This window comes from Pontibacillus halophilus JSM 076056 = DSM 19796 (genome assembly GCF_000425205.1).
GTDB lineage: Bacteria > Bacillota > Bacilli > Bacillales > BH030062 > Pontibacillus_A > Pontibacillus_A halophilus.
Genome location: NZ_AULI01000009.1, coordinates 125578 through 146616 on the forward strand (window position 1 = coordinate 125578; position 21039 = coordinate 146616).

The window sequence follows — 21039 nt, forward strand, 5'->3', positions numbered from 1 at the left end:
ATAAGGTTTATACTAAGGGGAGATAGGTTATTGTATGTTGGACTTAAACAGAGTTTTTCTACTGCGAATTTTTATGTTCAACATTTCACAATCTTCATCGAGGAGGATGCAACATGTTTGAAGCCGATAGCGTCTTACTGAGTCGACTACTTACGAGTTTAACGTTAATGTTTCACGCTATATTCGCAACGTTAGGGGTGGGGATCCCCTTAATGATTTCCATTGCTGAATTAATAGGGATAAGAAAGAAAGATTCCCATTACACTTTACTTGCACAACGCTGGGCGAGGGGGTATGTCATACTTGTCGCCGTAGGGGTAGTAACAGGGACAGCCATTGGTCTCCAACTCTCACTCTTGTGGCCTAGTTTCATGCAATTTGCGGGGAATGTGATTAGTCTGCCGCTCTTTCTGGAGACATTTGCATTCTTCTTTGAGGCGATTTTCCTTGGCGCATATCTGTACACTTGGGACCGATTTAATAAGCCTATTTACCACTGGCTATTGTCGCTACCAGTCGTTATAGGGGGAGGACTGTCCGCATTCTTTATCACAACAGTCAATGCGTTTATGAACACGCCTGATGGGTTTGATTTGACCAATGGAGAGATTACTTCCATAAATCCAATGGAAGCTATGTTTAACCCTGCGACGCCAACGAAGGTGTTTCACGTACTCACATCTAGTTATTTAACTGCTGCTGCCATTTTAGCAACGATAGCAGCACTCGCCATCTTAAGAAAACGCGGCAATGCCTACCACCGGAAAGCATTAAAATTAACGATGGTCGTCACCTTTATCTTCGCGATATTAACAGCTGTAGCAGGCGACTTATCAGCGAAGCATCTAGCTGAGCATCAACCTGAGAAGCTAGCAGCTGCTGAATGGCACTTTGAAACAGAAGAAAGCGCGGACCTTGTTGTGTTCGGGACGTTGGATGAGAACAATGAAGTGCAAAATGCCATCCGGATCCCGAATATGCTTAGCTTCTTAGCGTTTGGTGATTTTAACGCTGAAGTGCAAGGACTTGAAGAAATTAATGAAGGAGAGCAACCGCCGCTAATCATACATTACTTCTTTGATTTAATGGTTAGTTTAGGTATGTATGCATTAGGTGTTTCTTTCTTATTCTTAGCACTATGGAAATTGAAACGATTTAACCCATTCAATAAATGGGTGCTATGGCTTGTCGTATTAAACGGACCATTTGCAATGCTTGCAATTGAATTTGGTTGGTTGCTTGCAGAGGTGGGACGTCAACCTTGGATTATGAGAGGGTTTATGACGGTTGCTGAAGCTGCAACAACCTCTCCAAATGTAGCTTGGATGCTCCTTCTCTTTATCGGTCTTTACGTCGTACTCGGATTTACGGTCGTCCGAGTGTTGAGAAAGCTATTTAAGGATAATCCGGCAGAATTAGAGTTAGAACAAAAATATCCTAATGTAACAAAGAGTGGTGTTGACGCATGAACTATGAATTAATTGGAATAACGGTCCTTTGGGTATTTCTTTACGGATATCTTATCGTGGCGTCCATCGATTTCGGAGCAGGATTCTTTGCATATTACGCTAAACTGACGAAGCAAGACCACGTTGTAAACAAATTAATATCACGTTATCTCTCACCTGTGTGGGAGGTAACGAACGTGTTCTTTGTCTTCTTCTTTGTAGGATTGGTAGGATTCTTTCCTGATGCTGCCTACTACTTTGGTCAGTCCCTGCTTGTACCAGGAAGTATTGCCATTATTCTCATTGCCATCCGAGGGTCCTTCTACGCATTTGAGAACTATGGCTCGAAGAAAAGCCATCTCTTTATGTTCCTATATGGGGCCACAGGATTATTCATTCCTGCTGCATTATCGACAGCACTCACAATTTCAGAAGGTGGATTTATAGAAGAAACAGAAACAGGAGTTCATTTGCTAACGGGTGAATTACTCAGAAGCCCTTATTCTTGGAGTGTGGTCTTCTTAGCGATTGTTTCGGTTCTTTATATTAGTGCAGCCTTCCTTAGCTTCTACGCCAAGAAAGCTGGAGATACAGCGGCGTTTCAATTTATGAGAAAGCTCGCTCTATTCTGGAGTACACCAACAATTATTGCGAGTCTGACGACCTTTATTGCAATGAGTCAGCATAATTCCCGCCACTTTGAGAACATGCTTGATTTATGGTGGATGTTCGGAATCTCTGTTGCTTTCTTCCTCGGTGCACTTTGGTTAATCTATAGTGAGCGTCGACTTGGACTAGCATTTATATTTGTTATGTTCCAGTTCTTCTTTGCATTCTTTGGTTATGGAGCAGGTCATCTGCCGTATCTTCTAGAACCATTCATTACAATCAGTGACAGTGTAACAAATGATACGATGGGACTAGCGCTCATTATCGCCTTTATCGCAGGGCTATGTTTACTTGTTCCTTCATTGATCTTATTAATGAAGATGTTCTTATTTGATGCGGAATATGTGAAAGGTAAGAAATAGTGTAAGCGGGGCATAGCCCCGCTTTTTTTCTATGGTGCTAGCTTCCTTTTCTGTTTCCTTCTGTGATAGACTATTGCTAGTGAACTAATAGATATTGGAGGAAGAGCATGAAGAAGGAATATGCCGTTGTAGGACTTGGTCGCTTCGGAGCAAGTATTTGCCAGGAGCTAAGCCGAGAAGGAATGGAAGTACTCGCGATTGATATCGATGAGGATAAAGTAAATGAGTATAAAGATATTGCCTCTCATGCCGTAATTGCGGATTCAACTGATGAAAGTGTATTGAAAGAATTAGGCATACGCAACATAGACCACGTTATTGTGGCGATTGGAGATAACATTCAAGCGAGCATCTTGACAACTTTAATGTTGAAAGAACTAGGGATTAAGAAAATCACGGTTAAGGCTCAGAATGATTACCACGAGAAAGTGTTAAATAAGATTGGTGCTGACCAAGTTGTTCACCCAGAACGAGACATGGGGCGCCGAATTGCGCATAATATCATTTCAAATAATGTACTCGATTATTTAGAACTGTCTGATGACCATAGTGTGGTTGAAGTTAAGGCTGGCGTGAAAATGATTGGCCAGACGTTGGTTGACTTGGATATCCGTGCTCGTTACGGATGTAACGTTGTAGCAATTAAACGAAATAAAGATATTAACGTTTCGCCAATTGCAACAGAGACCATCCTCGATGGAGATGTGCTCATTATTATTGGAGCGGACAGAGACATCTCTAGATTTGAGAAGAACTTAGTCGTTGAAGACGATGATTAACTTTGTAAGACCCTTAACTGTGTGTTAAGGGTCTTTTTATTTTGTTCGTTTACATGAATTCGGTTACAGAATGCCCCTTGTGGAAAAAAGTTAATAACTTCGAACAGACGTGTGTTTCATTTCTGGGTAAAACAGGTAAAGGATATTATGAAACTAGATTACGGAGATGAAAGGCAGTGATTCTAGATGAAACGTACAGGAGAAATACTTACACAACAATTAATTGACTGGGGTGTCGACCACATTTATGGGATGCCTGGTGACTCAATCAACGAATTTGTAAATGATTTACGTAACCGAAGTGAAGAACTTTCATTCATACAAGTCCGACATGAGGAGGTCGGTGCCTTATCAGCTGCAGCTTATGGGAAGGTGACAGGCAAATTAGGCGTATGCATGTCGATTGCAGGCCCAGGAGGCATACATTTATTAAATGGCTTATATGATGCGAAGATGGACGGTGCTCCTGTACTTGCGATTGTAGGTCAAGTAAACAGCGATGAGGTCGGAACGGGTGCGTTCCAGGAAGTGAATCTTGAACGGATGTTTGATGATGTGGCTGTTTACAACAAACGTGTTCAGCGCGCAGATCAACTACCGGACCTCTTAAATAAGGCAGTTCGTGAAGCCTATGCGCATAAAGGTGTATCTGTGCTCATTGTCCCAGATGATGTATTTGCTGTGAAGCAGAAGCCTGAGGCTACATTAACATCTTCACAGTACGTAAAGCCTGAAATATTCCCAGCAGAACAGTCATTAGTACAAGCTCGTCAGGCCATTGAAGAAGCAGAAAAACCGATTATTCTAGCAGGCCAGGGAGCTTTTGGGGCTCAGGAAGAACTCGTGTCATTCGCTGAACGAATTAAGTCGCCTGTTATACTATCCTTACTAGCGAAAGGATTGCTCCCGGATCATCACCCGCTAAATTTAGGGCATCATGGTCAAATAGGTACGAAACCCGCTTACCATGCCATGATGGAAGCAGACTTAGTCATTATGATTGGGACTTCCTTCCCTTACCGTGACTTTATGCCAAAAGATACAAAGGCAATTCAAATCGACCATAACCCTGCACGAATCGGAAACCACTATCCTGTTTCAATTGGCCTAGCAGGAGACGCGAAACAAACGTTACAGTGGTTGACCAATCACGTGGTGGAAAATGAGAATGATGACTATCTACAAAAATACCAAAAGCATATGAAAAATTGGCATATCGGCTTGCAGGAACAAAAACGTGACGACTCAAGCCCATTACATGCACCTCAAGTCATGTATGCGCTTGAGAATGTGATGGAAGACCGAGCGATTGTTTCGACGGATGTAGGGAATTCAACCGTATGGGTATCTCGTTTTCTACCAATGACAACTCAACGCATGTTAATTTCAGGTTGGCTTGCTACGATGGGATGTGGATTGCCAGGTGCCATTGCTGCACAGAAGGCATACCCAGATCAGCAGGTAATCGCTGTAGTAGGGGACGGAGGGTTCTCTATGGTCATGCACGACTTTGCAACAGCCGTTAAATACGATTTACCAATAAAGATCATCCTATTGAACAATAGTAAAATTGGCATGATTCAATTTGAACAAGAAGCGATGGGCCACCTTCATTACGGTACTGACTTTGGAGGTGTCGATTTCGCGAAGTTTGCGGAGAGTTGCGGAGGAGAAGGCTATGCTGTAAATCGCTACGAAGAGCTAAATGATGCCATGCAGCAAGCGTTCCTATCGAAGAAACCTGCCATCATTGACGTAGCAGTTGAAGATCAGGCTCCGCTTCCAGGTAAAGTATCGTATACCCAGGCTATTAACTATAGCAAATATTTAATCAAAGAGTTCTTTGAGACAGGTGAGATTGGTAAACCTCCAATCTTGAAAGGAATTCAACGTGTACTATAAGGAAGAGGCTGCGGCCTCTTCCTTTTTTATTTCTTAACAAAATCTAAAAATATTATTAGTTTAGGAGTAGAGACGGGAGAAAAATGAATGAACGTTCATTTCTTATGGAATATAGTACTATTCTATGAATATTGATAAAACAGTACAATATTCGACAAAACTTTCAGAAATTTTTAACAAAAGACAATTGTAATACCAATCACGCAATTCTATAATAACAGTATACAAATTGCATAGAGTTCTCAATGAGTGACTTCTATCGAAACTAGATTATGAGGAGTGTGATAATTTGGCCACATCAACAGCACTGGACCATGATATTTATTTATTCCATCAAGGAAACCTACGGTATGCGTACCAATTACTTGGCGCACACTTCGAAACACAGAACGGTGAAGAAGGAATTCGCTTCACTGTCTGGGCACCTCACGCGGTAGAGGTCAACGTAGTTGGATCCTTTAATGATTGGGATGGAAGCCAGCATCCCATGAAGAAGGTCAATGATAATGGCATTTGGTCTACCTTTATCCCGAATCTTTCAACAGGAACAGTTTACAAATATGAACTGTTAACCCCGCACGGGCATCTACAATTAAAAGCTGACCCCTACGCTTTTTCAAGCGAGCTACGCCCGAACACAGCTTCTGTTACATATCCGCTTCACCAGTACGATTGGAATGATGAAGAGTGGATGAACCAAAGGAAAGAAACGAATCTTTATGAATCACCACTATCTATTTATGAACTCCATCTTGGGTCTTGGAAGAACATTGAACCGGAAGTCTTTTACAACTTTAGAGAGTATGCGAATATGATTATTCCTTACGTAAAGGACCTCGGCTATACACACATCGAACTATTGCCTGTTAATGAGCATCCTTTCGATCGTTCATGGGGATATCAAGCTACAGGGTATTATGCGGTGACTTCAAGATACGGCACTCCTGACGACTTTAAATACTTCGTCGATCAGTGCCACCAGCACGGGATTGGCGTCATTCTAGATTGGGTCCCAGGTCACTTCTGTAAAGATGAACAAGGATTAAGACGATTTGGTGGAGAGCCTCTATACGAATATGAGAACCCTGCTAAAGCCGAGAAAACACAATGGGGTACCTTAACATTCGACTTCGGACGCAATGAAGTTCAGAGTTTCCTTATTTCTAACGCCATCTACTGGTTGAAAGAATTCCATCTTGATGGACTTCGTGTAGATGCAGTGGCTAGCATGCTTTATTTAAGCTTTGGGAAAGAAGAAGGCGAGTGGGAGCCTAATGAATATGGCGGTCCTGAGAACCTAGAAGCTGTCGCCTTTATACGAAAGATGAACGAAGCTGTATTCGAAGAAGTTCCGAACGTCTTAATGATGGCAGAGGAATCCACTTCTTGGCCGCTTGTGAGTGCACCTACTTATGTAGGAGGCCTTGGGTTTAATTATAAATGGAACATGGGTTGGATGAATGACATGCTGAAGTATATTGAAATGGACCCTATTCATAGAAAGTATCATCATAATTTAATTACCTTTTCACTTTTCTACGCATTCTCTGAGAATTTTGTATTACCGATTTCTCATGATGAAGTGGTGCATGGAAAGAAATCGTTATTAAATAAAATGCCAGGTGACTATTGGCAGAAATTCGCTAACTTGAGAGCCTTTCTAGCCTTTATGTATGCACATCCTGGTAAGAAACTACTGTTCATGGGAACAGAGTTTGGTCAGTTCGATGAATGGAAAGATCTTGAGGATTTGGACTTTGAATTGATGGATTACGATTCTCACGCTTCCATTAAGCACTATGTTGGTCAGCTTCATCAATTGTATCGAGAGCATCCTGCTCTATGGGAATTCGACCACCAGGAAGAAGGATTTGAGTGGATTGATGCCAACAATTATGAGCAAAGCATTGTATCATTTGTGCGCAACAGTAGCTGCAGTCGAGACCAATTGGTAATTGTGTGTAACTTTACGCCAGTCGTTTATCATGATTACAAAGTTGGGGTCCCAGCAGAGGGTGTGTACGAAGAAGTCTTTACAAGTGATGCGGTTCATTTTGGAGGGTCTGGGCAATTAAACGGGAATTTGCTCCATACTTCCAACGTGCCTTGGCAAGGACAAAATCAACACGTCTCTATGACCATACCGCCATTAGCCGTAAGCTTCTTAAAGAGAACATCTACTCTAGAGGAGGACATGTCATGAAGAACAAAGAATGCGTTGCAATGTTATTAGCTGGAGGTCAGGGAACTAGGTTGAAATCCTTAACGAAAGAGTTAGCCAAACCAGCGGTGTTTTTTGGCGGGAAGTATCGGATTATTGACTTTCCACTTAGCAACTGTGCTAATTCAGGTATCGATACCGTAGGTGTACTGACACAATACGAACCGCTTGTCTTAAATCATTATCTAGGAATCGGTTCGTCTTGGGATTTGGATCGAAAATATGGAGGAGTATCGGTGCTTCCTCCATACATGCAGTCTGAAGGTGGTGGTGGCTGGTATACAGGCACAGCTAATGCCATTTATCGAAATATAAAGTTCATAAATCAGTACGACCCAGAGCATGTGTTGATCTTATCTGGTGACCACATTTATACGATGGAGTACGCTGAAATGCTTGAATACCACAAGGAGACTGGAGCGGATGCTACAATCTCTGTCATTGAGGTACCTTGGGAGGAAGCGAGTCGCTTTGGAATTATGAACACGAATGAAAGCGGAGACATAGTGGAGTTTGACGAGAAGCCACGTTATCCAGAAAGCAACCTGGCATCTATGGGAGTTTACATCTTTAAATGGGACGTGTTAAAGCAATACCTTGTTGAAGATGACGCTCGTGAAGATTCTTCTCATGATTTCGGGAAAGACATCATACCTGCACTCTTAGGTGACCACAAAAACCTAAAGGCTTATACATTCGATGGGTATTGGAAAGATGTAGGAACGGTCGATAGCTTATGGGAAGCGAATATGGATTTGTTGAAAGAGCAGCCTGAACTTGATTTAAATAACCCAGATTGGCGTATTTACTCTAAGAATCCTAATCAGCCAGCGCAATTCCTAGCCTCTTCTGCCAATGTACAGAATGCATTGATTAATGAAGGGTGTAAGATTTATGGATCAGTCGATACTTCCATCCTATTCTATGGAGTGCAAGTTGGCGAACGAAGCGTTGTGAAAGACTCGGTAATTATGCCAAATGTGAAGATTGGGAAGAACGTTCAAATTCATCGTGCCATTATTTCAGAAGGAATGGTCATTGAGGATAATTGCGTGGTCGGAGATCCAACGCCTGGAAGTGAAATTACGCTAATCGCTGAAGAAGGTAGTGTAATGGCTAGAAGCTATGCAGCAACTCATTAAGATAGAAATAGGGGACGGGGAGAGATTACATGAATCGTATTGCAGGGATTATTAATCTAGATCATGAACAGGATGTATTAAGCGAATTAACGTATTTTCGTTGTGGAGCAGCGGTACCGTTCGGTGGGCGGTATCGAATGATCGACTTTACAGTGTCGAATATGGTGAACTCAAGAATTGAATCGATTGCGGTGTTTGCAAGAAGCAAATACCGTTCCCTAATGGACCATCTGGAGCAAGGGAAAGCTTGGGATTTAGACCGTAAACGAGGAGGGCTATTCATTCTTCCTCCTGATTGGAACGACCCATCTGATATCTCAAGAGGCGACTTGCAGCATTTCCATAACAACATTGACTTCCTAAATCGAACAGCTGCCAATTATATTCTCGTTTCAGGGTCCCAACATATTTGCAACATCAATTACCAAGACGTGTTGAAAGAGCATCAACAGAATGATGCGGACGTAACGGTAATCTATAAACGTGTGGATGAACTAACGTCTGAACATCAACTTGCACAGAAGCTTGATATTGATGAATTCGGTCGTGTGGAGACGATACACAATGAACATTTCAACCCTCATGTGTATATGGACATGTATCTGATTCGTAAAGATGTGCTGAAGGAATTGGTTCAGAATAGTATCGCTCATGGTCATACGAACTTCTTCAATGAAGCGATTAAAGGGAAGCTTCACATGCTACATGTTCATGCTTATGAATACGAAGGACCGCATGCGCTTGTTAATTCCGTGGAGAGCTACTTCCGTAACAATACGAACCTATTAAATGCTGAAGAGCATGCTCAGCTGTTTAAAGACGATGCGCCTATCCTTACGAAGGTGAAAAATGAGGCGCCGTCGAAATATCTACAAGGGTCAAATGTAAAGAATACGCTCGTGGCTAACGGGTGTGTAGTCAAAGGCCACGTTGAAGATAGCATTTTATTCCGTGGGGTAAAGGTAGGTAAAGGGGCGGTTATTAAGAACTCTGTTATTATGCAGCGCTGTGAAATAGCAGAGAACGCCGTGTTAGAGAATGTCATCATTGATAAAGACTGCAACATTTCAGAGGGTAAAACGTTGATTGGGGCACCCGAGAAGCCATTTGTAGTTGCTAAACGTCAGTCAATGTAAGGAAAGATGGGGCTGTCAAGACTCCCTATACTGACAGCTCCATTTCTATTTAAGTAAATGAAGGAGTGGAATGTGATGAATGTATTGATGATTGGGTCTGAATGTACTCCATTTATTAAATCTGGTGGACTTGCGGATGTATTAGGTTCACTCCCTGAGGCTCTTAACTCTCAAGGTGCGGATGTTCGAATTGTATTGCCGAAGTATCAGGAGATGAAGCAGGAATGGAAAGACGAGCTCACATTACTTGACACCCTAACGGTTCCATTAGGCTGGAGGCAACAATATGCTGGAATTGAGTATGTTGAGTATGAAGGGGTTCATGTCTACTTTATTGATAATGAGTACTACTTTAAACGCTCCAACTTATACGGATATGAAGACGAGGGTGAGCGTTTTGTTTTCTTTAACCGTGCTGTTATGGAAATGATTCGAGTATTGGACTGGACACCAGATGTTCTGCATTGTCATGACTGGCAAGCGGGCTTAATTCCTTTGTTCCTTCACACGCATTATAAGGATGAGCCGAAATTCACAGGTATGAAAACGGTTTTCACCATCCATAATCTTAAATATCAAGGAATTTTCCCTCAGTCCGTACTTCATGACCTGATGGATCTTGATGAGCGAGTCATGACAGTCGATGGGATCGAGTTCTTCGGAAACATTAGTTTCATGAAAGCAGCACTGAATTATTCGGACCAAATCACGACGGTTAGTGAAACATACGCAAACGAGATTCAAACACCTTATTATGGGGAAAACCTAGATGAAGTACTTCGCAAACACTCTCATCGATTAACCGGTATTGTCAACGGCATCAACCTCCAAGACTACAACCCTATGAAAGACCAGTCGTTAGCCTTCCCGTATCGCAGTTCTTTAATTAAGAAAGGTCAGAATAAGATGTGGCTGCAAGAGCAACTTGGGCTCCCAGTCGATGCATCCATTCCTATGATTGGAATCGTTTCGCGACTGGTGGAGCAAAAAGGATTCGATCTAATTGGACGAATCATGGATGAATTGCTCGAAGATAACGTCCAACTGGTTATTCTAGGTACGGGAGAACATTACTACGAACAAATGTTCCAGTGGTTCCAACACAAACATCCAACCAAAGTATCCGCAAACATTACATTTGATGAAGCTCTTTCCCGACAAATCTATGCGGCGAGTGATCTGTTCTTAATGCCATCACGCTTTGAACCATGCGGAATTGGCCAATTGCTTGCATTACGCTATTTAGCAGTTCCAATTGTGCGCGAAACGGGTGGTCTCGTGGACACAGTTCAACCTTATAACGAGGTAACAGGTGAAGGGAATGGGTTCTGTTTCACGAACTTCAATGCCCATGACATGCTCTACACGATTCGTCGAGCTCTTCAGATTTATGAAGACCAAGCTCAATGGAAAGACCTCGTCAAGAATGTGTTGACAAGCCAATATTCCTGGGAGAATTCTGCGAAGCAATATATGGACTTATACCAATCAATGCTTAAAATTTATGCATGAGGCATAAGAAACGGAGGACCCCAGTATGTTCAGCAGTAAAGAGGATTTTAAACAAGCTTTCGGCCTAAAGTTAGACCAAGAATTCGGGAAATCTATTCAGCAAGCAACGGACCAAGATGCCTATCAAACAGTTAGCCTTCTTGTGAAAGAGCAGCTCGTTCAAAAGTGGAAAGACACGGAGGACCTTTATCGAGGTCAGTCTCAAAAAGAAGTCTATTACTTCTCGATGGAGTTCTTAATGGGACGCTTGCTCGGGAACAACCTGTTAAACATGGGGGCACTGAAAATCGTAGAAGAAGGATTGCAAGAACTTGGATTGTCCTTATCAAGCATTGAGGAAGAAGAGGACGATGCCGGACTTGGAAACGGAGGGTTAGGACGACTTGCAGCTTGCTTTTTAGACTCTTTAGCTTCGCTTGGATTTGCTGGTCATGGTGTAGGCCTTCTATACCGAAATGGGATGTTTACTCAAAGGTTCGTGGATGGCAATCAAGTAGAATTGCCAGACATGTGGCTACAAGGTGGATACGTTTGGCATGTACGCCGCGAAGAAGAAGCCGTTCACGTGAAGTTTGGTGGGGAGATTCATTCTGACGAGGATGATGATGGTGTGCTTCGCTTTCTGTCAAGAGGAGCTGTAACGGTCAGGGCAGTCCCGTATGATGTGCCAGTCGTTGGCAGTGACATGAAGGTTGTGAATACATTGCGACTGTGGGCAGCCGAACCTAATGAGGAAGACTTGTTGCACAAAGCTTCTGTTAATGGTGACTATCACCATTTCATTGGCCACCAGGCTAGTCTAGAAGAAATCACATCAGTTCTGTATCCTGATGATTCACATGAGGAAGGCCAAAAGCTCCGTCTAAAGCAGGAATATTTTCTTGTTTCTGCTGGCCTTCAAAACATTGTGAGTCAATTTAAAGAAAAGGGGCTGGCGTGGAGTGAGTTTCCTAACCACGTATCCCTTCATATTAATGATACCCATCCAGCATTACTCATTCCTGAGTTAATGAGAATACTTATGGACGAAGAATGGTTAGGGTGGGAAGAGGCATGGGAGATTACCCAAGCATCCGTTTCCTATACAAACCATACGACGTTAAGCGAAGCTCTTGAAACGTGGCCTGTGGATTTAGTACGGGCGTTGCTACCAAGAATCTTTATGATTATAGAAGAGTTGAACGAGCGTTTCTGCCAATCATTGTGGGACACATACCCAGGTGACTTTGATCGAATCGCAGAGCTTGCAATCATTGCGGATGGCCGCGTAAAGATGGCCCACTTGTCAATTGTAGGAAGCCATAGTGTGAACGGGGTCGCAAAGCTCCACACCGAAATCTTGAAGAAGCGGGAAATGAAGCGATTCTACGAAACATACCCAGAACGATTCAATAACAAGACCAATGGCATTACACATAGAAGATGGTTGCTCCATGCGAATCCAAAGCTATCTAGTTTAATTAATGAGGCAATCGGAGAAGAGTGGGTGAAACATCCGGAGCAATTGAAGCAACTACTAAAGTATCAAGAGGATTCGCAGTTCTTATTGAAATTGAATGAGGTTAAGCAATACAACAAAAATCGCTTAGCAAGTTGGATTTATGATCATAGTGGCGTTATGGTTAATGCGGAATCTATCTTTGATGTCCACATTAAACGTCTTCATGGATACAAGCGACAATTGCTTAATGCGCTTCACATTATGTATCTCTACAATCAATTAAAGGCGAATCCTGGTATGGATCTTGCACCGAGGACGTTTATCTTTGGAGCAAAGGCAGCTCCAAGCTATCACTTCGCGAAGAAGGTTATTAAACTGATTAATACATTAGCAGATGTAATCAACCACGACCGTGACGTAAATGAGAAGCTAAAAGTTGTCTTTGTTGAGAACTATTCAGTTTCATCAGCACAACAAATCATTCCTGCAGCCAACGTCAGTGAGCAGATTTCACTTGCTAGTAAAGAGGCTTCAGGGACTGGAAACATGAAGCTGATGATGAATGGGGCTGTTACCCTTGGAACGATGGATGGAGCTAATGTTGAAATTTATGATGCTGTTGGGAACGATGCCATTTATACGTTTGGCTTAAGTTCTGAGGAAGTGCTGTCTTATGACCGTACAGGCGGATACAAAGCGAAAGAGGTTTACGAGGACGATGCGCGTATTCGATATGTATTGGACCAATTCCGCCATTTTAGTCCCTTTTCAAAGGGGAATACGGAGTTTCAGGAATTGTACGATGCGCTCATCACCTATAACGACCAATACTTTCTGCTTAAAGACTTCGATGGATATGTAGCTGCCCAGCATCGAATACAAAGAGATTACCAAGATAAAGAACGATGGAATGTAATGAGTCTTTCTAACATCGCTCATTCTGGAGGATTCTCAAGTGATTACACAATTCAACAGTATGCAGAGGAGATCTGGAAGCTACAATCGGTAAACGTGTTGAAAAGTTAAGGTTTTCCTGGGAGGCGTTACTGTGAGGCAGTTAAATATTGTACACAATAGCTTTGATTCTATTTATCGAGACCCTTTTGGTGCTGCACCTAAAGGGTCTCACGTTAAATTAACAATAGAAGTGGACCACCGCCAACATGTGGACAAAGTGTTCCTACATTACATTTTCGACAAGACACACGAAGAGTCTGTGAAGGAAATGGATTTGTTTAGTGAAGAACATCAGTTTAGCGGGTTTGAAACGACCATTACCATGCCAGAAGAGCCACAGCTTGTCTGGTATTACTTCGAAGTGCTTACAGAGAATAAAAGGTTCTATTATGGTCGAATCCATATGGAGGAGAGCGGGGAAGGAAGGGTTTATGATGAGGTACCACCATCTTGGCAGATCACTGTATACGACCAAACCTATGAAACACCCAATTGGTGGAAGCATGCAACCATGTATCAGATCTTCCCAGATCGATTCTATGCGGAGGGTGAAATCGAGTTAGAGAAAGCACCAAAGACGAGCCTTGTTCATGCACATTGGGAGAATGACCCATATTACATCCGAAACGAACGAAATGAGGTTGTGCGTTGGGACTTCTTTGGGGGGAATCTTCAAGGGATTATTTCAAAGCTTGATTACCTTCAATCATTAGGTGTTACGGTTCTATATTTAAATCCAATCTTCGAGGCTGAGAGCAACCATCGCTATGACACGGGAGACTACCATCGTATTGACAATCTACTAGGTTCTAAAGAAGATTTTGAAGAATTGATTCGCATGGCATCTAAGCGTGGGATGGAGATTATGCTTGATGGGGTATTTAGTCACACAGGAAGCAACAGTATCTACTTCAATCAGGCTGGTGCCTATGATTCTGTTGGCGCCTATCAGTCGAAAGAATCTCCTTACTATCCATGGTATACCTTCCATGACTATCCAGACCAATACGAAGCGTGGTGGGGAGTAGGGACGTTACCAACTCTAAATAAGAATGAGCCTAGCTACCAGCGCTTTCTCGTGCAAGATGAGGATAGCGTTATTAAAACATGGCAAAAATCTGGATTGAATCATTGGCGACTTGATGTGGCCGACGAATTGACAGATGATTTAATCCGTCAGATATATAGTGCACTAAAAGAGGGCGATCAAGATAGTGTGTTGTTGGGTGAGGTGTGGGAAGATGCCTCGAACAAAACAGCATACGGAACACGACGTGATTATTTTCTTGGTGGGGTATTAGATTCTGTCATGAATTACCCACTTAGAACTCTAATGCTAGATTTCATTAAAGGCGACATTGACGCTTATTACTTGCACAGAAGGCTAATGACATTAAGGGAACACTATCCAAAACACTATTTCTATTCAGTTATGAATCTGATATCTAGTCATGATGTGGAGCGAGTTCTTACACACCTTGATGGCCACTTACCAACAGAATGGGATCAAAGTGAGCGAGAGGAAGTAATCCGAAAGCAAGTAAAGGTATTGAGCATGTGGCTCTATACGTTCCCTGGAGTACCTTCTCTTTATTATGGGGATGAAGCGGGCGTTGATGGTGGAGAGGACCCTGATAATCGTAAACCTTTCCCTTGGGGAAGAGAAGATGAAGAGTTAGTGGCTTGGTATCAACAACTAGGGCAGTGGAGAAGAAAGCATGCGGCGTTACGTACAGGTGGTTGGAACTCCATGGCAATTGATGGAGATGTGTATGCATTTGAACGGTGGACGGAGAATGGAGTTGACGAATTCGGAGATGCTGTGTCAAATGAAACCTTCCTTGTCATCTTGAATCGGAGTAGCGAAGGGACGAAAGAAGTGACCTTTCCTGCACGTAAAGGGAAGTGGCAGAATGTGTTGAACAAATACGTTCATCGCGCTCGGAATGGAAAGTTGTCACTTAGTTTGCAACCTTATGAAGGACTCGTATTGAGGCATCTTCACTAATGAAATGCTTCCTACCTTATAATTTTTATAGACAAGAAGAGGTATTCACCTCTTCTTTTTTTATGCCTTTTCACTTTTGAAAATAAAAAATTTAGAATAATTGAAAAAAATTACCGATTCGTTTATAGTTGGTTATGGTAACGATTACATAATGGTTTTTTGACAAAGGGGAGGGAGCCTAAATGGAAAAACGGAGAGGATGGATGATGGCTATTCTAATCAGTCTTCTCGCAGTCGCTGGATGTAGTTCTAGCGAGACGAGCAAGGATGAGGATGAGGTTACACTTGTCTATGCTAGGGGAGTAGACACGACCGTCGGAAATGAAAAGTTAATTGAAGCATTTGAGAAAGAACATCCGAACATTCATATTGAATTTCGAGAAATGCCTTCTGATAGTGGTCAGCAGCACGATCAATATGTAACAACGTTCAGTGGGAAGAGTTCTGAAATTGATGTATTTGATGCGGATGTCGTCTGGCCAGCTGAATTTGCACAGGCTGGATATGTGATGGGGTTAGATCGGTTTATCGAAGAAGAAGACATCGATATGTCGAAGTACTTTGAAGGTACAGTCGAATCGGTTACATATAGCGGTCGAACATGGGCCATGCCTAAGTTCACAGATGCTGGGCTCTTATACTACCGCACAGACCTTGTCGACAACCCTCCTGAAACCTGGGATGAATTATCTGATATGGCATCAGATTTAAATGGACAAGAGGGCACGAAATTTGGATATGTGATGCAAGCGAACCAATACGAGGGCATTGTAGTAAACGCAGTAGAATTTATTCATGCCTATGGTGGACAAGTGTTAGATGAGAATGGTCAGGTCGTTGTGGACAGTGAAGAAGCGATTGCAGGCATTCAGAAAATGGCAGAAATTGCTCAGTCCAATTACGTACCAAATAATATCTTGAACTTTACCGAGCTCGAAACTGAAACAGCGTTTATTCAAGGAAACACAGTATTTGCTCGTAACTGGCCTTACATGCAATCGTCTTCAGCCGATGAAGAGCGCTCGAAAGTCGTCGGGGATGTAGGGTTCTCCCTATTGCCAAGTGGGGACGCTCAGTCCGCATCAACACTTGGTGGTTGGGTTACGATGATTAACAAGTATACGGAGCATCCAGAAGAAGCGTGGGAATTTGTTAAGTTCATGACAGGGATGGAAGGTCAGAAAATAAGCGCAATTGAAGGTGGGGTAGCACCAACCATTGAATCACTCTATGAGGATGAATCGGTTAAGGAGGCATCTCCTGTGTTTGCCAACGAAGCATTTGTTGAAACGTTGCAAAATGCCGTACCGCGCCCAGTATCACCTAACTATCCAAAGATTACAGACATTATCCAAATTGAGGTATCAAAAGCACTCGCAGGAGATCAAACACCGGAACAAGCAGTGCGTGCCATGCAACAGGAGATTGAGGCCGTTGTCAATGACTCCTAAAAGACCAAACTATTTGTAGAGGGTGATGGATATGAATAAACGCCGATTCTCTCTTAGTGAGAAACAACTCGGTTATGTGATGGTGGCACCATCACTAGTCTTAATCGCTGTAATTGTACTTTGGCCCATTGCTTTATCGTTCTGGAATAGCTTATTTGATTACCGTCTGAATGATCCGGCTTTGTCTCAACGTACTCTTGGAAGTGAAGTCAATTTAGAACGTTATGCAGATAACTACGATTTCGTAAATATGACAATGGATGAACTTCTTCAATCCTCCATTAATGATGAGACCACGACAGCAGTCTCAGATATTGAAGAGGGGTTAAACGAACGTCACGAGACCTTTCTTTCAACTTCAGAACATGAAGAAAAGTATGAAGAAGTGTTGGAAACCGTACAGAGTCACTATGCAGTAAAGGATGAGTCGTTAAAGTATGTATCCATCGATGAGGAATTGAAAGAAGAGTACAGTACATACTTGACCAGTGAATCCGACCGTCTGGCTTCGCTATCGAATGAGCAGAGTGGGGAAGCCGCACGTCTACTTAGTGAACTGTCAGGGCAGATGAAGTTGATGGAATCAAGCTTTATGAAAGAAAACTTTGTAGGGTTAAGCAACTACACCTCTTATTTCCAGGAGTCGAGATTGTGGCAATCGATTGGTGTAACCTCATTATTTACGGTAGTCTCCGTATTCTTTGAGCTCATTCTAGGATTAGCCATCGCTCTATTGATTAACCGAGCCTTTATTGGAAGAGGTGCTGTACGTGCCTCTGTATTAATTCCATGGGCCATACCGACAGCTGTATCCGCTATGATTTGGAAGTTTCTATATGACGGGCAGTCTGGAGTAATCGCTCATTATTTTGAGCAGCTAGGCTTTATCCAAGACGCCGGGCAGTTGCTTACGACAAGTGCAGGAGCCATCTTCTCTGTCATCTTCTCTGATGTATGGAAGACAACTCCTTACATGGCATTGCTATTGCTCGCGGGCCTTCAGACGATCCCACATCAACTGTACGAATCAGCTCAGGTGGATGGAGCGAATGCATGGCATCGATTCTACAAGATTACATTGCCGATGCTGAAATCTACAATTCTAGTAGCGTTATTATTCCGTACACTAGATGCCTTTCGGGTATTTGACTTAATCTACGTGCTAACAGGTGGGGGGCCAGCGAATGCGACCGAAGCTGTCTCCGTGTACGCGTATAAGATTCTCTTCGCCCAACAGAATTTCGGAGCAGGTTCAGCTCTATCTGTCGTAGTGTTCATCTGTGTGGCGATTATTAGTACACTGTTTATCCGCTTTATTGGGTCTGATCTCTTCTCAGGAAAAGTTAAAGGATAATCTACCAATTTCATTATGCTAGGAGGCTCATTATGCAAAGAAAAGCGGGTCCATGGTTTTACGTATTTCTACTCGTATTTGTATTTCTCGTTATGTTTCCGTTTCTATGGATTTTCTTAACGTCCATTAAGCCAATTGGGGATATCTTTGGTGCTCCATTTGCTTGGTTTGGGTCAGGGATTTCATTTGAGTCCTATCAATCCGCGTTAACGACACGTCCATTGCTACGCTATATGTTGAACAGTTTTATCGTTTCAACAGCTACAACGGTTTTAGCAATCGGTTGCGCATCCTTTACGGCTTATGCAGTGACAAGATTGCCGATTCGATTTAAGGGAGCAATTTTAGGGATTGTGCTAGCATCATCCATGTTTCCTCCGATTGCGATTATTTCGCCCATCTATAACTTTGTAACAGATTTCGGATTACGTAACAGCTATACCGGTCTAGTTATTCCGTACATTACGATTAGCTTGCCGCTAGCTATTTGGATTCTATCAACTTTCTTCCAGAACATCCCTTACTCATTGGAAGAATCAGCAAAGCTTGACGGTGCAACACCGTTCCAAACGTTCAGAAAGATTATTCTGCCCTTAGCGGCACCTGGCGTTTTCACGACAGCAATCCTAGTCTTTATTGCAGCGTGGAATGAGTATCTGTTCGCTCTTACGATTAATACTCAGGATTCGATGAAGACGGTCCCAGTTGGAATATCACTTTACCAGAGTCAATATTCCATTCCGTGGGGAGATATTACTGCGGCGACGGTGCTTGTCACAATTCCAATTGTTATTCTTGTGCTTATCTTCCAGAGAAGAATTGTGGCAGGATTAACATCAGGTTCTGTGAAAGAGTAGTTTAATCCCATTCCATTACGTTAACACAGTAGAAGGGTACTAATACTTTAGGAGGTAGGAAAATGGAAAGAAAATGGTGGAAAGAAGGCGTCGTGTATCAAGTTTATCCAAGGAGCTTTAATGATTCGAACGGAGATGGAATCGGTGACCTAAGAGGGATTACCGAGAAGTTGGATTATCTAAAGGACTTAGGGGTCGATATTCTTTGGTTATCTCCGGTTTATGAGTCACCGAACGATGACAACGGCTACGATATAAGTAATTACCGTGCGATCATGGATGAATTCGGTACAATGGAAGACTGGGAAACGATGCTTGAGGAGATTCATAAGCGTGACATGCGTCTCGTGATGGATTTGGTTGTTAATCATACGTCAGATGAACATGAGTGGTTCCAAGAAGCTCGTAAATCGAAAGATAATCCATACCGAGACTATTATATTTGGAGAGACGGGAAAGATGGAGCTGAGCCGAATAATTGGGTATCCTTCTTCAGTGGCTCCGCATGGGATTATGATGAAGAAACAGCCCAATATTACTTACACTTATTCACTAGAAAACAACCGGATTTAAATTGGGAAAATGAACAGGTTCGAAAAGAAGTATTCGACATGATGAAGTTCTGGTTGGATAAAGGAATTGACGGCTTCCGCATGGATGTCATCAATTTAATTTCTAAGACACCAGGCTTACCTGACGCTTTGGTTACGCAAGCAAAGAACTTATACCAATGGGGCGGAGAACACTTTGTAAATGGTCCACGCTTCATGGAGTTTATGAATGAGATGAACGATGAAGTACTTCAGCATTATGATGTGATGACCGTTGGGGAAACAGCGATGGTGAAGCCAGAAGATGGAGTTGAGTTCACAAACGAAGAAGATGGTGTGCTAAGTATGGTGTTCCAATTCGACCATATGGAGATTGACGGCTTGCCTGGAAGTCAAGAAGGGAAATGGTCCGTCCAACCTTGGAAATTGTCTAAGATGAAAGAAATCATGAGTGATTGGCAGCACACCCTAAATGGAAAAGGGTGGAACAGTCTTTATTTAGAGAACCATGACCAGCCACGTTCAGTGTCCCGATTTGGCAATGACAAAGAGTATCATAAAGAATCAGCAAAGATGTTAGCAACATGGTATCAACTCATGCAGGGCACTCCATACATTTATCAAGGTCAGGAAATTGGCATGACAAATGTTAAATACGATTCGATTGAAGATTACCGCGATGTTGAAATTCACAACTGGTATAATGAGCAAGTGACAGAGAAAGGGAAGAATAAACAAGAAATTATGCACTCCATCTTTGTAAAGGGGAGAGATAATGCGCGTACCCCAATGCAGTGGAGTGGGGAGAAGAATGCCGGATTTACGCCAGATGAGCCTTGGATTAAGGTGAATCCAAATTATACTTCCATTAACGTTGAAGACCAACAGAAGGATGAAGGTTCAATCCTAAATTATTATAAAGAGTTAATACGACTTCGCAAGAATCATGACGTATTGTTGTACGGGTCTTACAAGTTGTTGGACCCAGAAGATGAACAAGTCTATGCTTACGAACGAGAATTGGATGGAGAAGTTGCGCTTATTGTAGCTAACTTCACGAAAGAAGCAGTGGAGTATCAAGTAGATTCATCATTCGAACTAAAGACTGCACAGCAGGTAATCGGAAACTATCCGAACGAGGAAGAGAATGGGGAACAGCTTCACTTGAAGCCGTATGAAGCAAGAGTCTATATCAAGACAACAAAATAATACAAAAAAACCGAACCAGGACAACCTGGTTCGGTTTTTC

14 protein-coding genes are annotated in these 21039 nt (G+C 42.5%); all 14 read left to right on the forward strand.

The annotated features are described in order from the left end of the window. Positions 1–113: 113 nt before the first annotated feature. The 14 genes from H513_RS0110560 (at position 114) to H513_RS0110625 (ending at position 20999) form a co-directional block, all read left to right on the forward strand. On the forward strand, positions 114–1469 hold the full coding sequence (locus H513_RS0110560; protein ID WP_026800718.1) for a cytochrome ubiquinol oxidase subunit I: 1356 nt from the start codon (positions 114–116) through the stop codon (positions 1467–1469). Next, the gene (locus H513_RS0110565; protein ID WP_026800719.1) at positions 1466–2479 is read left to right on the forward strand and encodes a cytochrome d ubiquinol oxidase subunit II; all 1014 of its coding nucleotides are present in this window, start codon (positions 1466–1468) and stop codon (positions 2477–2479) included. Before H513_RS0110560 ends, H513_RS0110565 begins: the two co-directional genes overlap by 4 nt. 107 nt (positions 2480–2586) lie before the next feature. Beyond that, positions 2587–3258, forward strand: a complete 672-nt coding sequence (locus H513_RS0110570; RefSeq protein WP_026800720.1) for a potassium channel family protein — start codon at positions 2587–2589, stop codon at positions 3256–3258. Between the two features lie 186 nt (positions 3259–3444). After that, complete coding sequence (locus H513_RS0110575; RefSeq protein WP_026800721.1) at positions 3445–5160, forward strand: pyruvate oxidase; 1716 nt, start codon at positions 3445–3447, stop codon at positions 5158–5160. Between the two features lie 289 nt (positions 5161–5449). Continuing rightward, positions 5450–7363 carry a 1,4-alpha-glucan branching protein GlgB gene (gene glgB / locus H513_RS0110580; RefSeq protein WP_026800722.1) on the forward strand — a complete coding sequence of 638 codons (1914 nt, stop codon included), beginning with the start codon at positions 5450–5452 and terminating at the stop codon, positions 7361–7363. After that, positions 7360–8523 (forward strand): glucose-1-phosphate adenylyltransferase, encoded by a 1164-nt coding sequence (locus tag H513_RS0110585; RefSeq protein WP_026800723.1) that lies wholly within the window; start codon positions 7360–7362, stop codon positions 8521–8523. The genes glgB and H513_RS0110585 overlap by 4 nt, the downstream gene beginning before the upstream one ends. A gap of 29 nt (positions 8524–8552) precedes the next feature. After that, positions 8553–9659: a glucose-1-phosphate adenylyltransferase subunit GlgD gene (gene glgD / locus H513_RS0110590; protein WP_026800724.1), complete on the forward strand. Its 1107-nt coding sequence runs from the start codon at positions 8553–8555 to the stop codon at positions 9657–9659. Positions 9660–9734: 75 nt separating this feature from the next. Next, positions 9735–11171 carry a glycogen synthase GlgA gene (glgA, locus tag H513_RS0110595; protein WP_026800725.1) on the forward strand — a complete coding sequence of 479 codons (1437 nt, stop codon included), beginning with the start codon at positions 9735–9737 and terminating at the stop codon, positions 11169–11171. Positions 11172–11196: 25 nt separating this feature from the next. Beyond that, the gene (locus H513_RS0110600; protein WP_026800726.1) at positions 11197–13638 is read left to right on the forward strand and encodes a glycogen/starch/alpha-glucan phosphorylase; all 2442 of its coding nucleotides are present in this window, start codon (positions 11197–11199) and stop codon (positions 13636–13638) included. A 22-nt stretch (positions 13639–13660) separates the two neighbouring features. Then, a complete protein-coding gene (locus H513_RS0110605; RefSeq protein WP_026800727.1) occupies positions 13661–15577 on the forward strand; it encodes a glycoside hydrolase family 13 protein in 1917 nt (638 codons plus the stop codon). Between the two features lie 182 nt (positions 15578–15759). After that, on the forward strand, positions 15760–17028 hold the full coding sequence (locus H513_RS0110610; RefSeq protein ID WP_026800728.1) for an ABC transporter substrate-binding protein: 1269 nt from the start codon (positions 15760–15762) through the stop codon (positions 17026–17028). A gap of 31 nt (positions 17029–17059) precedes the next feature. Beyond that, complete coding sequence (locus H513_RS0110615) at positions 17060–18382, forward strand: carbohydrate ABC transporter permease (RefSeq protein ID WP_197057409.1); 1323 nt, start codon at positions 17060–17062, stop codon at positions 18380–18382. 32 nt (positions 18383–18414) lie between these two features. Then, positions 18415–19239: a carbohydrate ABC transporter permease gene (locus H513_RS0110620; protein ID WP_026800730.1), complete on the forward strand. Its 825-nt coding sequence runs from the start codon at positions 18415–18417 to the stop codon at positions 19237–19239. A gap of 62 nt (positions 19240–19301) precedes the next feature. Then, positions 19302–20999, forward strand: coding sequence for a glycoside hydrolase family 13 protein (locus H513_RS0110625; protein ID WP_026800731.1), 1698 nt, complete (start codon positions 19302–19304; stop codon positions 20997–20999). Positions 21000–21039 lie beyond the last annotated feature (40 nt).

Coding starts and splice junctions, on each gene's coding strand:
- H513_RS0110560 (WP_026800718.1), top strand. CDS start 114: ATGTTTGAAGCCGATAGCGTCTTACTGAGTCGACTACTTACGAGTTTA.
- H513_RS0110565 (WP_026800719.1), top strand. CDS start 1,466: ATGAACTATGAATTAATTGGAATAACGGTCCTTTGGGTATTTCTTTAC.
- H513_RS0110570 (WP_026800720.1), top strand. CDS start 2,587: ATGAAGAAGGAATATGCCGTTGTAGGACTTGGTCGCTTCGGAGCAAGT.
- H513_RS0110575 (WP_026800721.1), top strand. CDS start 3,445: ATGAAACGTACAGGAGAAATACTTACACAACAATTAATTGACTGGGGT.
- H513_RS0110585 (WP_026800723.1), top strand. CDS start 7,360: ATGAAGAACAAAGAATGCGTTGCAATGTTATTAGCTGGAGGTCAGGGA.
- glgD (WP_026800724.1), top strand. CDS start 8,553: ATGAATCGTATTGCAGGGATTATTAATCTAGATCATGAACAGGATGTA.
- glgA (WP_026800725.1), top strand. CDS start 9,735: ATGAATGTATTGATGATTGGGTCTGAATGTACTCCATTTATTAAATCT.
- H513_RS0110600 (WP_026800726.1), top strand. CDS start 11,197: ATGTTCAGCAGTAAAGAGGATTTTAAACAAGCTTTCGGCCTAAAGTTA.
- H513_RS0110610 (WP_026800728.1), top strand. CDS start 15,760: ATGGAAAAACGGAGAGGATGGATGATGGCTATTCTAATCAGTCTTCTC.
- H513_RS0110615 (WP_197057409.1), top strand. CDS start 17,060: ATGAATAAACGCCGATTCTCTCTTAGTGAGAAACAACTCGGTTATGTG.
- H513_RS0110620 (WP_026800730.1), top strand. CDS start 18,415: ATGCAAAGAAAAGCGGGTCCATGGTTTTACGTATTTCTACTCGTATTT.
- H513_RS0110625 (WP_026800731.1), top strand. CDS start 19,302: ATGGAAAGAAAATGGTGGAAAGAAGGCGTCGTGTATCAAGTTTATCCA.